Source organism: Methylobacterium sp. J-090 (assembly GCF_022829345.1).
Classification (GTDB): domain Bacteria; phylum Pseudomonadota; class Alphaproteobacteria; order Rhizobiales; family Beijerinckiaceae; genus Methylobacterium.
Window position 1 is genome coordinate 213,533 of the sequence record NZ_JAKSXV010000096.1, and the last position, 15,198, is coordinate 228,730.

General features: G+C 68.9%; 13 protein-coding genes. 7 read left to right on the forward strand and 6 right to left on the reverse strand.

Annotated features, from left to right (window positions below; all coding sequences use genetic code 11):
• Positions 1-24: 24 nt before the first annotated feature.
• Both MKK49_RS17925 and MKK49_RS17930 read right to left on the reverse strand, forming a co-directional pair.
• Positions 25-846, reverse strand: a complete 822-nt coding sequence (locus tag MKK49_RS17925) for a transglutaminase-like domain-containing protein (protein WP_244030970.1) — start codon at positions 844-846, stop codon at positions 25-27.
• Between the two features lie 127 nt (positions 847-973).
• Positions 974-1,858 (reverse strand): YihY/virulence factor BrkB family protein, encoded by an 885-nt coding sequence (locus tag MKK49_RS17930; protein WP_244030972.1) that lies wholly within the window; start codon positions 1,856-1,858, stop codon positions 974-976.
• A gap of 146 nt (positions 1,859-2,004) precedes the next feature.
• On the opposite strand from MKK49_RS17930, the gene MKK49_RS17935 reads away from it, so the two are divergent.
• Together MKK49_RS17935 and MKK49_RS17940 are read left to right on the forward strand one after the other, a co-directional pair.
• Positions 2,005-2,889 carry a DMT family transporter gene (locus tag MKK49_RS17935; protein ID WP_244030974.1) on the forward strand — a complete coding sequence of 295 codons (885 nt, stop codon included), beginning with the start codon at positions 2,005-2,007 and terminating at the stop codon, positions 2,887-2,889.
• Positions 2,890-3,081: 192 nt separating this feature from the next.
• Positions 3,082-4,764: an acyl-CoA dehydrogenase family protein gene (locus MKK49_RS17940; RefSeq protein WP_244030980.1), complete on the forward strand. Its 1,683-nt coding sequence runs from the start codon at positions 3,082-3,084 to the stop codon at positions 4,762-4,764.
• A 106-nt stretch (positions 4,765-4,870) separates the two neighbouring features.
• Here the strand turns inward: MKK49_RS17940 and MKK49_RS17945 are convergent, their stop codons facing one another.
• Both MKK49_RS17945 and MKK49_RS17950 read right to left on the reverse strand, forming a co-directional pair.
• Entirely contained in the window at positions 4,871-5,053 is a 183-nt protein-coding gene (locus MKK49_RS17945) for a hypothetical protein (protein WP_244030981.1), read from the reverse strand.
• 95 nt (positions 5,054-5,148) lie between these two features.
• Complete coding sequence (locus MKK49_RS17950) at positions 5,149-6,423, reverse strand: glycosyltransferase family 4 protein (RefSeq protein WP_244030982.1); 1,275 nt, start codon at positions 6,421-6,423, stop codon at positions 5,149-5,151.
• Positions 6,424-6,538: 115 nt separating this feature from the next.
• Between MKK49_RS17950 and MKK49_RS17955 the strand changes: the two genes are divergently transcribed.
• The 4 genes from MKK49_RS17955 (at position 6,539) to MKK49_RS17970 (ending at position 10,809) form a co-directional block, all read left to right on the forward strand.
• Positions 6,539-7,771 (forward strand): glycosyltransferase, encoded by a 1,233-nt coding sequence (locus tag MKK49_RS17955; RefSeq protein ID WP_244030983.1) that lies wholly within the window; start codon positions 6,539-6,541, stop codon positions 7,769-7,771.
• Positions 7,772-7,913: 142 nt separating this feature from the next.
• The gene (locus MKK49_RS17960; RefSeq protein WP_056086204.1) at positions 7,914-8,276 is read left to right on the forward strand and encodes a phasin; all 363 of its coding nucleotides are present in this window, start codon (positions 7,914-7,916) and stop codon (positions 8,274-8,276) included.
• A 130-nt stretch (positions 8,277-8,406) separates the two neighbouring features.
• Positions 8,407-9,204 carry a hypothetical protein gene (locus tag MKK49_RS17965; RefSeq protein ID WP_244030984.1) on the forward strand — a complete coding sequence of 266 codons (798 nt, stop codon included), beginning with the start codon at positions 8,407-8,409 and terminating at the stop codon, positions 9,202-9,204.
• 129 nt (positions 9,205-9,333) lie between these two features.
• Positions 9,334-10,809, forward strand: a complete 1,476-nt coding sequence (locus MKK49_RS17970; RefSeq protein WP_244030986.1) for a Do family serine endopeptidase — start codon at positions 9,334-9,336, stop codon at positions 10,807-10,809.
• Here the strand turns inward: MKK49_RS17970 and MKK49_RS17975 are convergent, their stop codons facing one another.
• On the reverse strand, positions 10,810-11,532 hold the full coding sequence (locus MKK49_RS17975; protein WP_244030987.1) for an intradiol ring-cleavage dioxygenase: 723 nt from the start codon (positions 11,530-11,532) through the stop codon (positions 10,810-10,812). It abuts the gene before it with no gap.
• Positions 11,533-11,690: 158 nt separating this feature from the next.
• Between MKK49_RS17975 and MKK49_RS17980 the strand changes: the two genes are divergently transcribed.
• A complete protein-coding gene (locus tag MKK49_RS17980; protein ID WP_244030989.1) occupies positions 11,691-13,007 on the forward strand; it encodes a replication-associated recombination protein A in 1,317 nt (438 codons plus the stop codon).
• Between the two features lie 46 nt (positions 13,008-13,053).
• Here MKK49_RS17980 and MKK49_RS17985 read toward each other — a convergent pair whose 3' ends face one another.
• Positions 13,054-15,072, reverse strand: a complete 2,019-nt coding sequence (locus tag MKK49_RS17985) for a putative bifunctional diguanylate cyclase/phosphodiesterase (protein WP_244030996.1) — start codon at positions 15,070-15,072, stop codon at positions 13,054-13,056.
• Between the last annotated feature and the right edge of the window lie 126 nt (positions 15,073-15,198).

Sequence of the window (15,198 nt, forward strand, 5' to 3'; positions counted from 1 at the left end):
TGCGGGGGAGGAATGGTGTGGGGACTAATCCTGGCGCGCCGGCGCCGCGTCTTCGGCCCAAACCCGGAATTTCGTCAGCCGGTTTCCCCCGAACGTGTGCGTCAGCGGCACGTCGGCGGCGTCCCGCCCGCGTGCGACGAGGATACGGCCCCGGCGAGGGGCGTTGTTGCGCGGATCGAACACGTGCCAGGCGCCGCCGAGATAGCATTCCGTCCAGGCGGCGAAATCCCCCGGGCCGTGCGGCTCGGGCTCGCCGATGAAGCTGAGATAGCCCGTGCAATAACGGGTCGGGATGTTGAGCGCCCGGCAGAACGCCACGAACAGGTGGGCGTAGTCCCGGCACACCCCGCGCCCGCCCGCCAGGGCATCGGCCGCCGTGCGGTCGACATGGGAGAAGGCGTAGCCGAAGGCGATGTGGTGGTGGACGAAGTCGCACACCGCCTGCACCCGCGACCAGCCTGGCGCCAGATGCCCGAACCGGTCCCAGGCCTCGTTGGAGAGAAGGTCGGATTCGCAGTATCGGCTCGCCACGAGGAACGGCAAGGCCTCCTCCGGCAGGTCTTCCACGGGATGCTCCGCGGCGTCGGCCACCACCGGATCGAGGCCGCCGTCGTCGGGAATCTCGGCGTGGACGCTCAGGGTCACGGCGCCGGCCGGCGCCAGGAAGCGCACGGTCCGGTTGCCGAACACATCGCGAAAAGTCTTGACCGGCACCGGAGGGCTCACCTGCAGCACGTCGGGCGGGACGGCGGCGAGACCCTTGACCGGATAGGTGTTGAGCCGGGCGATCAGCGGGGTCGGATGGGGAAACTCGTAACCCATCTCGCAACCGAACCTGATCCGCATGGAAGCCCTCTCCGGCCGGCCGCCGCGCCGACCTTCGCCCTATGCCCGGCCCCGATGGGCGAGAATAGGCCGCCCAGGTCACACGCACATGTCATTGCGCGTCCTGTGCGCAGATGAAGCGGAGGCCTCAGACGCCGTGCGCCCGCGCCTGCTTTTCCCGCATCCGCGCCTGGAGCCGCACCCGCCGCGCTGCAATGACGGTGCCATTGATCTCGCCGCCGAACAGGAACATCGCCGCGAGCCAGTACAGGAACACCAGGGCCACCATGGCGGTGGCCAGACTCCCGTAGGTCGAGACGTAGGCGTTCGAGAACCGGTCGAGGTAGTAGCCGAAACCGAGGCCGGCGAGGAACCACAGCAGCAAGGTCACGGCGACGCCCGGAATCACGGCGAGGAACGAGCGCCGCCCGGTGGCGACGAACTTGTGGGCGATGACGAGGACGCCCACCAGCAGGAAGGCCGTGATGCCGATGCGCCCGATGGCCACCGTCAGGCTCAGGGGTTCGAGGCCGGGGGCGACGTTGAGGACGTTGCGCCAGATCAGGGGCCCGAGCACCACCAGCAGGGCGAAGGCCAGCATGGCGAGGGCGCCGCAGATCACGTAGGCGATAGATTCCAGCCGCGTGAGCCACCAGGGCCGCTGCTCGCGCAGGCCGTAGGCGCGGTTGAGCCCGACCCGCAGGCTCTCGACGCCGGCCGAGGAAAAGTACAGGGCCAGCACCGCGCCGACGGTGAGCACGCCGCCGCGCTGCTCGGTCAGCACCCGGTGCATCTCGTTGACGACGGGCTTGGCGATCTCGCGCGGCCACGCGTCGAAGATGAGAACCCCGGCCTCGTCGGCGAGCGACTTGGTGCCGAACAGGCCGGCCAGCGCGGCTAGCAGGATGAGGAACGGGAACAGCGCGATGAGGATCGAGAGCGCGATATGGCTGGCGATGGCCCAGCCGTCATGGGCGATGAAGCGCTGGGCCGCGACGTTCGCGATCTCGATGGGCTTGCTGAGGCGGCTCACGGGGGCAGGCTTTTCCTCGCGCGATGGATCGGCTGCCTTCTAAACGCGAGGGCGGGTTCCGGCGCAACGCGGAAGGGTGCCCGCGCGCCGCCCCCCCCCGGTGCGGGTTGTGTTCCGTGCCGCACTGTGGTGCCTGCGCCACCAGCATGACCGTCAGATCCTCCACCGCGCCCACCGCCGCCGTGCCGGCCATCTTCGTGCTCATCTGGGCCACGGGCTTCGTCGCCGCCCGCTTCGTGGCGCCCCACGCCGACGCGGTGACCTTCGTGGCGCTTCGCGTCGTCTGCGTCGCCGCGGTGCTGGCGGCCCTGGCCCGGGCGCTCGGCGCGCGCTGGCCCAAGGGCGGCAAAGAGTGGACCGACGCCCTCGTCGCCGGCATTCTGATGCAGGGCATCTACGTCATCGGCGTGTTCTGGTCGGTCCAGCACGGGTTGCCCGCCGGCATCGCCGCCCTGGTGGGCAGCCTCCAGCCCCTGCTCACGGCGCTCCTCGTCGGCCCGGTGCTGGGCGAGCAGGTGAGTCCACGCCGCTGGAGCGGGATCGGCCTCGGATTCGCCGGCGCCGCTCTGGTGCTCGCTCCCAAGGTTGGGGCGGGCGACGCCTCGGGCATTCCTTTACCGGCGTTGGCCGCGTGTCTCGCCGCCATGGTCGCCATGACCATTGGGACCCTGTGGCAGAAGAGCCGGGGCGGGGCGGCCGACCTCCTGTCCAACGCCGCGATCCAGTTCGTCGGGGCCTCGGCCCTGGCGATCCCGGTGGCGCTGCTCATCGGCACCGGCCGGTTCGACGCCACCGCGCCGGCGTGGTTCGGTCTCGCCTGGTCGGTCCTCGTCAATTCCGTGGCGGGAATCCTGCTGCTCCTCGTCCTGATCCGGCGCGGTGCCGTGGCGGGCGTCGCCTCCCTGCTGTTCCTGGTGCCGCCGGTCTCGGCCCTGATGGCCTACGGCCTGTTCGGCGAGGCCTTGGCTCCGATCCAGATCGCCGGCATGGCGCTCGCCGCCGCCGGGGTCGCCCTGGCAAGCCGTGGCTGATGTTTTTCTTTGACACGGTCTGCAATGAAATTAGTGACCGCGTCCTTCGAGAGGGACAACCGCGTTTCTTCTTTCGGGAAATAATGAATTCAAGCGGGAAAGTGCCACTCTGCGGCGAGACGCCTCTACAGCCCGGACGAACCTGCCTATAATGAGCGCCAATCATCCTTCGTTTTTGGAAAGAGCGCCCCTATGTCCGCTTCCCCCGTCGCGACCACCGAACCGCAGGATCTCCTGACCCTCGCCCGCGACGCAGGCGAAGCCGCCAAGGCCCTGGTGGCCGAGGCCACCCGTCGGGTCCGCGCCCGCGTGCTGTCGCCCGAGGGCAAGATCTCGGCCGAGAAGATGGAGATCGAGCAGCACGCCACCCATGGCTTGGCCTGGATCGCCACCTACGCCGAGGGCGTGCGCGAACTCGGCGCCTACGCGGCCCGCCTGACGGAGACGGGCGAGTTCGGCGAGACCGAGTCCCTCCTGGTGAGGATCGGGCTCGGCGAATATCTCGACCAGATGTTCTCGGGGATTCCCATGAGCCAGGGCGAGATGGTGCGCCCGACGGGCTCGCTCGGCCTCGGCGCGCGCGAGGTCGCGCAGTTCCGCAACGATGCCGTCGAGACGCTGATTTCCGAGGGAAACACGGCCGAGAATCGGGCAGCTTTGGTCGCCCGCATCCGCGACAACGGCGGCTCGGCCACCATCGGCAAGTCCGGCCTCGACGAGGACATGGAGGCGATCCGCTCCGAGATGCGCCGCTTCGGCCTCGCCGAAGTCGTGCCGCACGCCCACGAGTGGCACAGCCAGAACGCCTACATCCCCATGGAGATCGTCACCAAAATGGCCGAGCTCGGCGTCTTCGGCCTGACGATCCCGGAGGAGTACGGCGGCATGGGCCTGCCGAAGATCTCCATGTGCGTGGTCTCCGAGGAGCTGTCGCGCGCCTATATCGGCGTCGGCTCGCTCGGCACCCGCTCGGAGATCGCCGCCGAACTCATCCTGTGCGGCGGCACCGAGGAGCAGAAGCATCGTTTCCTCCCCGGCATCGCCTCGGGCGACACGCTGCCCACCGCCGTGTTCACCGAGCCGAACACCGGTTCCGATCTGGCCTCGCTCCGCACCAAGGCGGTCAAGGACGGCGACGTCTGGAAGATCTCGGGCAACAAGACCTGGATCACGCACCCTGTGCGCGCCGACATCATGACCTGTCTCGTGCGCACCAAGCCCGAGGAGAAGGGCCACAAGGGCCTGTCGCTCCTCATCGCCGAGAAGCCGCGCGGCACGGATGCGGACCCGTTCCCCGTCGCGGGTCTGTCCGGCGGCGAGATCCACGTGCTCGGCTACCGCGGCATGAAGGAATACGAGCTCGCCTTCGACGGGTTCGAGGTGCCGGCGGCCAACCTTCTCGGCGAGGTCGAGGGCAAGGGCTTCACCCAGCTCATGCAGACCTTCGAATCCGCCCGCATCCAGACCGCCGCCCGTGCCATCGGCGTGGCGCAGAACGCCCTCGACCTCGGCCTGCGCTACGCCGAGGACCGGGTGCAGTTCGGCAAGGCGCTGATCAACTTCCCGCGCGTGGCCGACAAGATCGCCATGATGGCCGTGGAGATCAACATCGCCCGCCAACTCACCTACTTCTCCGCTCGCGAGAAGGACGAGGGCAAGCGCTGCGACCTCGAGGCCGGCATGGCGAAGCTGCTCGGCGCCCGCGTCGCCTGGGCGGCGGCCGACAACGCCCTGCAGATCCATGGCGGCAACGGCTTCGCCCTCGAATATGCCGTGAGCCGCGTGCTGTGCGACGCACGCATCCTCTCGATCTTCGAGGGTGCGGCCGAGATCCAGGCCCAGGTCATCGCCCGCCGCCTGCTCGAGGCCGCCTGACGGCTCACCGTGTCGCTCCTTCCGGGGCGCCACGGTTCAGGCCTGAAAACGAAGAACGCCGGGGCCCACGACCCCGGAGTTCTTCGTTTCACGAACCCGTAAAAACCTACTTCGTGACCTTCACCGAGACCGGATCGCTCGACGGGAAGGTTTCTTCCAAGGCCTCGTCGAGGCGCTCGCTGAGTTCCGCCTGCTGGTTCTCGGGCCGGTTCTTGTCGGAGCCCTTCGGAACGGGCTGGCCCGTGGTGGAGATCGTGTCGGTCTCCGGCGTCTTGGTGTCATCGGCCATGGCGGCACTCCTTGCAGTTCCGTGGTTCGCCCCCGGGGGAGCGCCTCGCGGGGACAACGCAGGCGGCCCGTGCCCGTATCCACCGATGTCCGAACTCAGGGTACGGCGACCACGGCAGGCCGGCGGGCAACACGGCCCGGGGCCGGAAGCTCGGCGGCCGCTTCGCGCAGAACCGTTTCGTAGACCTGGGCCACCCGGTCGAGATGCACGTCGAGGGTCAGCGGCGCCGCCCAGTAGCGCGCATGGGCCGCCCGGCTCATGCGCGCGGCGAGATCGTCGTCCTTCAACCGGACGAGGTGGGCGGCCAGCGCATCCGCATCGCCCGAGCGGAACCAGAACCCGGTCTCGCCGTCCTCCACCGCCTCGCGGCCGGCACAGGCGTCGCTGACGATCACGGGCGCGCCGCAGGCCAAGGCCTCGTAGACCGTCAGCGGCTGGCCCTCGTACCAGACGCTCGGGAACACCAGGGCGCGCGCGTCGCGCATGAGGGCGTGGACGGCGACCTCGTCCTTCCAGCCGAGCATCACCGCCTCGGGATAACGCGCGGCGAGATCCGCCGCGGCGGGACCGTCGCCGACGAAAACGGGTCGCACTCCGGCCCGGCGCGCGGCCTCGGCGAAGACCGGCGCACCTTTTTCCGTGGAGATGCGCCCGACGAACAGGAAATTCCCCGATGGGCCGGAGCGCGGTGCCGCTTTCGTCACGGCGATGGGGTTGTCGACCCGATGGAACGCGGTCGTGGCCGGCAGGTGCGGCCTGATCACCGTCTCCTGCAGGGCGCTGATGGTGATGATGTGGGGAAACAGCCGGCGCATTCCGGCGATGTGGTCGAGGGCGGCGTGGCGCACCACCCGCAGGAGCTTGCGGGGATAACTCCGCGCGTCGCAATTCGTCGTCAGGCATGCCGGCGACATCGGCGTGCGGTGGCAGATGCGTTCGGCCGGATACTCGTAGAACCCGCCGTTGGGGCAGACGAGGAAGAACTCGTGCATGGTGTAGAGGAGGGGCAGGCCCGAGGCCCGCAGGCTCACGCCGATGGAGGGCGACAGGGCCTTGGCGAAGGCGTGAACGTGGACCACCGTGTCGTGCGGATCGAGCCCCGCCAGTTCCTTGGAAAGGCGCCGGGCGGCCTTCGCATTCCAGATCGCCTGGACGGCGAAGGCGAGCTTGTTCCGGGTCGAGGCGATGTCGTCCTGGCCGAGGCAGACCACCCGGATGCCGGCGGCCTCCAGGCGCGGGTCGGCCGGGCCGACGGCGGCGAACACGGTGACGTCGTGGCCCCGTGCGCGCAGGCCCATGGCTGAATCCAGGGCCACCTTGGCCTGTCCGCCGTTGATGAAGGCGTGATCGACGACGAGAACGACGTGCATGGCGGGCGCTTTCGTCGAGGACATTCAAGGTCTCACGTTTACCGCTCGTGCGTTGATCCCCGGTAAACTGAGCCCGCATCCGATCTCCTCTCGGGAGATGGCGCGGGGGGACTGCATGAACATCGTCATCCTGGCCGAATTCGCCGTGGCGAGCGGGGGGGCCGAGAAGGTGGCGGTGGAATCCGCCCGCGGCCTCGCCGAGGCCGGACACGACGTGACCTACATTCAAGCCATCGACGGGCCGGCCGATCCCCTCCTCGATCATCCGCGCATCGCCCGGATCGGCCTTCACAACGCCGATATCTGGAACCGGCCGGCGCACCGTGCCGCGATCTCCGGCGTCTGGGACGGGCCGTCCGCCGCCCGCCTCGGTGCCGCCCTCGACGGCCTCCCGGCGCGGCCCGACCTCGTCCACATCCACCAATGGACTCGCAGCCTGTCGCCGAGCGTGTTCCCCGCCCTGTTTTCCCGCGACCTGCCCGTGGTCGTAACCCTGCACGACTACTTCATGGCCTGCCCGAACGGGGTCTACTACCGCTTCGACACCGAGGCGCCCTGCGCCCTCACGCCCCTGTCGCCCACCTGCCTCGCCGCGCCCTGCGACGGGAAGAGCCGCCTGCACAAACTCGTGCGGGTCGGGCGCAACGCGGTCCTTCGCACCACCCTGCGCAACCACGCCCTCGACGTGATCCACGTCTGCGACGCGAGCGTCGCGCGGATGGGGGACCTGCTGGGCCACCTCGACCTCACCCATCACCGGGTCGACAACCCCGTGCGTGTGGCCCGCGCCGAGCCCGCCGATCCGGCGCGGGGCGATGCCGTGGCGTATGTCGGCCGGCTCACCCGGGAGAAGGGCGCCGACCTCGTCGCCGCCGCCGCCGCCCGCGCCGGCCTGCCGGCCCTGTTCATCGGCGCCGGCCCCCTGGAGGCGGAGCTTCGTGCCTATCCCAACGTCGAGATCCTGGGCTGGCGGAGTCCCGAAACGGTCTGGGAGACGATCCGCACCCGGGCCCGCGCCCTCATCGCCCCGTCGCGCTGGTACGAGACCGGCCCGCTGACGGTCTACGAGGCCCTGGCTCACGGCGTACCGGTCCTCACCTCGACCCGGGCGGGCGCGGGCGAAAAGATCGTCGATGGCGTGAACGGATTCGTCGTGGAGCCGGACGTCGAGGCTTTGGCGGGGGCCATGCGCCGCCTCTTCGACGATTCAGGCCTGCGCGCCATCGGCCAAGCCGCGAGCGCCCGATACTGGGCGAAGCCGATGACCTTCGCCGCCCATGCCAGCGCCCTCGGGGTGGTCTACGCATCGATCCTCGCGGGTCGGACAGACCGAACCCGAGCCGCTTGAGAGCGGCATAGGATCAGTGCAGACTGCGCCGAAGGACCGGCATTTTCTTTCTTCCTCAGACTTGACGTTCATGTTGCACCGCAACATAAAGCTCTCGCGGCGCGACGATTCGTAGCGCGCCCCCTCAGGAGAGAGATACATCATGAGCGGCCAGACCTTCGAGATCCCGACCGAGATGCGCGCCTTCGCCGAGAAGAGCGTCGATCAGGCCCGCAGCGCCGTCGGCAACCTGATCGGGACCGCGATGAAGACCGCCGAGCAGATGCAGACCTCGTCGAAGACCGTGCAGGATTCGATGCAGACGGCCATCGCCAAGAGCTTCGACCACGCCCAGGAGAACGCCAGCGCCACGTTCGACTTCGCTCAGAAGCTCGTCCGCACCCGCGACCTGCGCGAGGCCTTCGAACTGCAGTCCGAGTTCGTTCGCAGCCAGATCGCCAGCCTGCAGACCCAGGCCAAGGACCTCGGCGCCCTCGCGCAGAACACCCTGCGCCCGTCGGCCTGAGCCCGTTCCGGCGGTTCGCCCGTACGGACGAATCGCCCCCCCTCGGCGCGTGCCCGTGACTTTGGCCCCGGGGCCGGGTTTCGTCAGGCCGCGCCGTATCGGGTAGGATGCACCCGAACGGATCGAGGAGATGATGGCCATGGTGAAACGGCGTAAGGGGCCGCCCGCGCGGTCGAACGCGGCGCAGCGCAATCCGGAGAGGGCTCAAGTGGTCACCGAATCCCGTCCCCCCGAGACCGTCTCCGAACCGGAGACCGAAGTCACCGCTCCCGCCGGGGCGAGCCCGCCCGCCGAGACGTCCGCTGCCATGACGACGGACATCCACACGCCGTCGGTCCACGACGTCCTGCTGGAAACGGTCTCCGCCGACGCCCTCGGGGCCGGCACGGGGCAGCCCGAAGGCGACTCGGTTGCCCGGCACCCACCCGTCGAAGAACAACACGCCGAAGAGAAACACGCCGAAGAGAAACACGCCGAATCGGCGGAGTCCCCCGAGGCTGCGACGTCAACCGCCGATGAGGCCGAGCCGGCTCCCGTCATGCAGCCGCCCGAAGCCCTGGACGCCGCCCCGGAACCCGTCCGCGCCCGGGACGTCGAGCCGGAAGCCGTCGCGGCGGTCGAGATCGCTTCGGAATCCGCTGCCTCTCCCGTCGCTCGGACCCCGGAGGCAATCCTGCGTCCGACCGTCGTGTCCTTCGACGTGATCGGCGAGATCACCGAGGCGAACGCCACGATCCTGGCCTTCCTGCGCAGCGAGGGCAGCGCGGCGATGGCGCACTGGCAGAGCCTGTCCGGCGCCAGGACGCCGGCCGATGCCATCCGCATCCAGGTCGACGAGATGCAGCGGGCGGCCGACGCGTCGCTCACCTGCTTCAACATGCTGGCCCGCCGTGCCGGGCGGCTGGCGGCGGGGATCTCCAGGGCCTGAAGCACCCCGCGCACGCGTCCCGCCCCTCGCGCCACAGCCCCTGCGCGTCTAGATAAGCCCGACAGTCCCGTCATGCCCTTTCGCCGTTCTCCGGCGGGGGCGGGCGGTCAGTTCTTTCGGGAGTCCTCGATGCCGCGCTCGCCCCTGCTGATCCTGCCCCTCGCGGCGGTCCTGCTGACCGCCGGGCCGGCCGCCGCGCAGATGGCGCAGACCCCCGACAAGGCTGCCCCGGAAAAAACTCCAGACGTTTCCGAGAAGGCGGTTCCGCAGGCCAAAGGCCAGGTGCAGCTCTCGTTCGCGCCGGTGGTGAAGCGGGCGGCACCCTCCGTGGTCAACGTCTACGCCTCCCATGTCGAGACGCGGGGGGCGAGCCGCAGCGCCATGGACGAGTTCATGCGCCGTTTCTTCGGCGAGAACGGCGGCGGTCGCGGCCGGGGCGCCCCCCCAGGCGAACGGGCGCAGAAGTCCCTCGGCTCGGGCGTGATTCTCGACGAATCCGGGCTCGTCATCACCAACAATCACGTCATCGAGAACATGAACGAGGTCCGTGTCGCCCTCGCCGACCGGCGCGAATTCGAGGCGACCATCGTGCTGCGCGATCCGCGTACGGATCTCGCCGTGGTCAAGATCAAGAGCCCGACGGGCGGCCTCGTGGCGATGCCGTTCGGCGATTCCGAGGCGCTCGAGGTCGGCGACTTCGTCATGGCCATCGGCAACCCGTTCGGCGTCGGCCAGACGGTGACGCAGGGCATCGTCTCGGCGCTGGCCCGCACCCAGGTCGGCTCGTCGGACTACCAGTTCTTCATCCAGACGGATGCGGCGATCAACCCGGGCAATTCCGGCGGGGCGCTGGTCGATCTGAAGGGGCATCTCGTCGGCGTCAACACCGCGATCTACTCGCAATCGGGTGGCAGCCACGGCATCGGCTTCGCGATTCCGGCGAGCATGGTCCGCGCCGTGGTGGAGACCGCCAAGGGTGGGGCCACCTCCGTGCGCCGGCCCTGGCTCGGCGCCCGGGTCCAGAGCGTGACGCCCGACATCGCCGACAGCATGGGACTCGACCACCCCACCGGCGTCCTCGTGGCGAGCCTGCAGCCCAAGAGCCCCGCCGAGGAGGCCGGCCTGAAACGCGGCGACCTCATCCTCAGCGTCGACGGCAAGACCGTCGACGACCCGGAGGCCTTCGGCTACCGCTTCGCTCTTAAGGGACTCACCGGCACCACCAAGTTCGGCATCCTGCGCGGCACCAGCCGAACGAGCGTGGCGGTGAAGCTCGGCCCCGCACCCGAGACCCGTCCGCGCGACACCCTCAAGGTCCGCACCCGCTCACCGTTCATGGGCGCCACCCTGGTCAACACCTCGCCGGCGGTGGCCGAGGAGATCCAGCTCGATCTGCCGGCCGAGGGCGTCGCGGTATCGGGCGTGGACGAGAATTCCATCGCGGCGCGCGCCGGCCTCCAGAAGGGCGACATCATCGTCGCCATCAACGGCGCGCCCGTCTCGACCACGAAAGATCTGGAGCGGATCACCCGCAACAGCCTCAACATGTGGGAGGTCTCGATCAACCGCGGCGGCGAGGTGCTGACCTCGGTGTTCGGAGGCTGATCAGAACGGCCACAGGCGTGATCTCGCGCGGGCGCGCCGATCGACGCCGATGGTCAGGGTTGCGCGCAGACCCTCGTCTGTCCGCTCAATCGCGGCGACGCCGATCTGGCGTCGATCGTCGACCCGGGCGATGCCGTCCTGCCCGTTGGTGATCCGGCGCGCCGTATCGCGGCCGCCGTAGGCCGCATCCGTGCCGTAGACCTCGGCGCTCGTCGCGTCGGGAAAGTACATCTGCCCGGTGACGAGGCTGCGCGTGTCCACGAACACCTTGAAATGCACGTGCGTCGCCCGGCCCGCATACCAGCCGGGATAGATCGTCCGGAATTCGGCCCAGCCCTCGCCGTCGCTGAACTGCGTACCGCGCAGGAATGTCCGGGTCTTCGTCGAGACGCGGCGGGAATCACCCTGGCCGTCGTAGCCCGAGTAGAGCCCCTGGGCGTCGGCGTGCCAGACATCGACGCGCACCTGGGACAGGGCTGTGCAGGGACCGGCCTCGATGACGCGCAGGCGTAAGGCGAGGGGCAGGCCCGCGCTGTCCTCGCGGATATCGGCACGCAGGAGGTGAGGATCGACGTAGAACGGCCCCTCGACGGTCTCCGGCATGAGGAGGCAGGCGCTACCCTCCGGCTCGGCGGCCATGGCGGCAGGCACGCGCAGGGCGGTGGCGGCGCCGGTCAGGCCGAGGAGGGCCGCGCGGCGGGAGAGGGCGGTGCGGAAGCTCATGGTCTCGTCTCGCGGTCGGCAACCGAGGCAACGGCGATAGGGCGGTCGTGTATCCAGGATGTTGCCGCGATCGAGACCCGGGGGATCACCGCGACGATCCGCGTGCGCCGGCGCATTCCCCTGTTGCGAACGGCGGCCCCCCGCGTCTTGATGCGCCCATGTCCGATCTCTTCGCCTCCGCCGGCCTGCAGAACGCCGCCCCGCGCCCCCTCGCCGATCGGCTTCGCCCGCAGACGCTCGCCGAGGTGGTGGGCCAGGAACACCTCACCGGGCCGGACGGGGCCCTGACCCGGCTGCTCGCCGGCAAATCCTTCGGCTCCCTGGTGTTCTGGGGGCCGCCCGGCACCGGGAAGACCACCGTGGCGCGCCTGCTGGCCCACGAGACCGATCTGCATTTCGAGCAGATCTCGGCGATCTTCTCCGGCATCGCCGACCTGAAGAAGGTGTTCGAGGCCGCCCGCCAGCGCCGGACCATGGGGCAGGGGACCCTGCTGTTCGTGGACGAGATCCACCGGTTCAACCGCTCGCAGCTCGACGCTTTTCTGCCGGTGATGGAGGACGGCACCGTGACGCTGGTGGGCGCCACCACCGAGAACCCGTCCTTCGAGCTCAACGCCGCGCTCCTGTCGCGCGCCCGCGTCTTGCTGTTCCGGGCGCTGGACGACGCGGCCATCGCCAAGCTGATGGTGCGGGCCGAATGCCTGACCGGCCGCCCGCTGCCCCTCGACGAGGAGGCGCGCGGCGTCCTCGTCCGCATGGCGGACGGCGACGGGCGCGCTTCGCTGACCCTGGCGGAGGAAGTCTGGCGCTCGGCGAAATCCGGCGAACTCTTCGATGCCGAAGACCTGCAGAAAATCATCCAGCGCCGGGCTCCGATCTACGACAAGTCCCAGGAGGGCCACTACAACCTCATCAGCGCCCTGCACAAGACCGTGCGCGGCTCCGATCCCGATGCGGCTCTCTACTACCTTTGCCGGATGCTCGACGGGGGCGAGGACCGCCTGTTCATCGCCCGCCGCCTCGTGCGCATGGCCGTAGAGGATATCGGACTCGCCGACCCCCAAGCCCTCGTGGTGGCCACCGCCGCCAAGGACGCGTTCGATTTCCTCGGCTCGCCGGAGGGCGAACTCGCGCTCGCACAGGTCACCGTCTATCTCGCCTGCGCGCCGAAATCGAACGCGGTCTACAACGCCTACAAGGCCGCGACGCGGGTGGCCAAGGAGCACGGCTCCCTGCCGCCGCCGCGCACGATCCTCAACGGGTCGACCAAGCTCATGCGCAAGATCGGCTACGGCGAGGGCTACCGCTACGATCACGACGAGCCGGATGCGTTCTCGGGCCAGGATTACTGGCCCGAGAAGCTCGGCCGTCAGCACTTCTACGAACCCACCGACCGGGGCATGGAGCAGCGCTACACCGACCGTCTCGCCCATTGGGAAGTCCTGCGCCGGCAGCGCCGGGAGGATGCAGGGTGAGACCGGCCGCCCGACGGACACCCCCTGCGAGGGGGCGATCGGCGGATCAGGCGGCCACCGTCTTTTGAGACGCAGCACGGTTCAGCTCGGCGATGATCGGAGCGTCGCGGGCGGACGGCGCGGGGCTGCCGAGGAGGTAGCCCTGGACTTCGGTGCAGCCTTCGGCCTCGACGAGGTCGAGATGCGCCTGCGTCTCGACGTTCTCCGCCACCGTCGTCACACCGAGCCGCTTGCCGAGATCGGCCACGACGCCGACGATGGCCGCGCAATCCGCGCGCTGCACGGCATCCTGCACGAAGGACCCGTCGATCTTGATCTTGTCGAAGGGAAACGAGCGCAGGTGCGCCAGCGACGAGAACCCGGTCCCGAAATCGTCCAGCGCCACGCGCACCCCGAGGTCGCGGACACGCCGTAGATCGGCGAGGCAATCGAGTTCGTCGGCCAGGAGGGCGCTCTCGGTGATCTCGATCTCCAGACGGCTCGGCTCGAGCCCGGCGCGGACCAGCGCCTGCAGGATGGTCGTCGCGAGCGTTCCCTTTCCAAGCTGCTTGGCGGAGACGTTGACGGCGACACGGGCGTCGTCGTCCCAGGACACGGCATCCTCGCAGGCGCGGTTGAGAACCCAGACACCGAGCTCATCGATCAGGCCGCTATCCTCGGCGACGCCGATGAATTCACCGGGCGAGATCCACCCTCGAATGTGGTGGTGCCAGCGGATCAGCCCCTCGCGGGCCGTGACGCGGCCGGTCGCGAGGTCGATGATCGGCTGGTAGAACAGGAACAGGCTGTCCTTCTTACCGAGCGCTTCGCGCAGCTTGAGCTCGAGGCGCACGCGCTCGTGCAGCCGCGTCTCCAGTTCCGGCGTGAAGACCCGGAACGTCTTCTTGCCGGCGGCCTTGGCGGCATAGAGCGCCATGTCGGCGCGTGACAGCAGCAGCTCCGAGTCGACGCCGTGCTCCGGCGTCGCCGCGACTCCGATCGACGCACCGATCTCGAGGCGTCGATCGGCCTCGATCTGGTAGGGCGCCACGATTTCGCGGACCAGCGCTTCGGCAAGCTCGGTCGCCTCGACGATACCCGCATCCGTGATCAGGATGGCGAACTCGTCCCCGCCGAGGCGGGCGACCATGATGTTGGGATGGGCGCAGCGTGCCCGCAACCGATCCGCCACACGCGCGAGGAGCATGTCACCGACGAGGTGGCCGTTCGAATCGTTGACGAACTTGAAGCCGTCGAGATCGATGAACAGCAATCCGAGCCGTGGATCGGGCCGTGACAGGCAAGCCGTAAGGTGCTCCCGGAATGTGTTGCGGTTGGCGAGCGCCGTCAGCGTGTCGAAATGCGCGAGTTGCTGGATGCGCGCTTCGGCCGCCACCTGCTTGGTGATCACCGACCAGGTCAGCATCGGGCCGAGATAGACTCCGTCGGTTCCCGTGACGGCCGAGACCTGAAGGTCGAGGACCTCGGCGCCGAGTTTGATCCGCGCATGGTGAGGAAGATTGGCCGGATCGGACAGGAGCCGACGCTGATGCTCCGGGTGGCGATGGAACACGTCGATGGAAGCGCCGAGGAGTTCGGACGGCTTGATGGGCAGGAGATCCTTGATCTCGCCGAGGGTCTGCTTAGAGGTCTCGTTGAGATAGGTGATATTGAAGGTGACCGGATCGACGGTCATCACCGCCACGGGCATGTCGTCGATCATGCGCAGCAGGCGATACTCCTCCTGCTCCTTGGCCACCTCGGCGGTGGCGATCGCCCAGACCAGGAGGGCGCGGCTGACCCGCCCGGTCGAATCGGGCAGGGGATGGATGTGCAAATCGAGCCATTCCTTGCCAAAGCAGATACGAGCCTTGTGCGGCAGCCGAGCGGCATCGGACAGCAGGGTGCGCTGATGCAGCGGCTCCTTGTGAAAGACGTCGATGGACGTACCGACGATGTTGGCCGGGTCGAAACCGAGCGTCTCTTGGATCGATTGCAGCAGACCGATCGAATACGGATTGGCATAGTCGATCACGAACGTATCGAGGTTGCAGGTCATGGCCCCGACGGGAAGCGCATTGAACATGCGCTCGAAGGAAAGCTGCTCGAGCGGTCGGACGGAACCGGACGGGGCCTTCCTCAGCGACGGACAACCCGACATCGGCTTTCACCCTATCCAGAAGCGTGCCCCCGATGACTGCGCATCCGTGGC